At 58.4% G+C, this 798-nt stretch carries 1 protein-coding gene; it reads right to left on the minus strand.

Annotated features, from left to right (window positions below; translation table 11 throughout):
- A protein-coding gene (locus tag HB376_RS40595; RefSeq protein WP_213769308.1) for an IS5 family transposase occupies window positions 1-712 on the minus strand; the annotation gives its coding sequence in 2 pieces (ribosomal slippage) (window positions 1-358 and window positions 358-712; 713 coding nt annotated over the 2 pieces). This gene is flagged as partial in the annotation.
- Window positions 713-798: the final 86 nt, after the last annotated feature.

The raw sequence follows: 798 nt of genomic DNA on the forward strand, positions 1-798 counted from the left end.
AGGCGGCGATAGGAGTGCAGCCAAGCGATCGTACGCTCGACAGGCCAACGTGTTTTGCCTAGACCACTGCCATGGGGTGAGCGCAGTTTCGCGAGTTCAGGAGTGATGCCGCGTTTGCGAAAGCGTCGCCGATGTGGCTCAGAGCTATAGCCTCGGTCGCCCTGAACAATTTTGGGCTTACGCAAGGGCCGTCCTGGCTTGCCTCGAATTGGCGGAATGGCTTCGACCAGTGGGTCAAGCTGAGTGACGTCATGGCGGTTTGCGCCCGTCAGGATGACGCCGAGCGGGATGCCTTGCGCATCGACGATGATATGGTGTTTGCTGCCGAGTTTGCGCCGGTCCGTGGGGTTTGGGCCTGTTTTTTTCCCGCGTACAACGCGCGAATGGAGGAGCTGTCGACCAGTACTCTGGCCATATCGAGTTGGCCTCGACGGCGCAGTTCGGCCAGCATCGTTTCGTGCATGCGTTGCCATACGCCCGCTTTATGCCACTGGTCCAGGCGCCTCCAGCAAGTGGAGCCCGACCCGCAGCCCATTTCCTGCGGCAGCAAATTCCACGCGAGGCCTGCGCGCAGCACGAACACGATGCCTGTGAGCACGGCGCGATCAGGTATTGGCTTGCGTCCTGCATACCGGCGATTGCGCGGCGCAGCTTTGGGCAGCAACGGTTCGATGAGTGCCCATAATTGGTCGTCTATAAGTTCCTTAGCCATGGCTTCCTGTCAGGGAAAACAAGACAGAAGTTAACACCAGAGCCAAAAAGTTAACAGCCCCTTTTTGTAATTCTGCAACAGTCTCT

The sequence above is a fragment of the Caballeronia sp. dw_19 genome, from assembly GCF_018449515.1.
GTDB lineage: Bacteria > Pseudomonadota > Gammaproteobacteria > Burkholderiales > Burkholderiaceae > Caballeronia.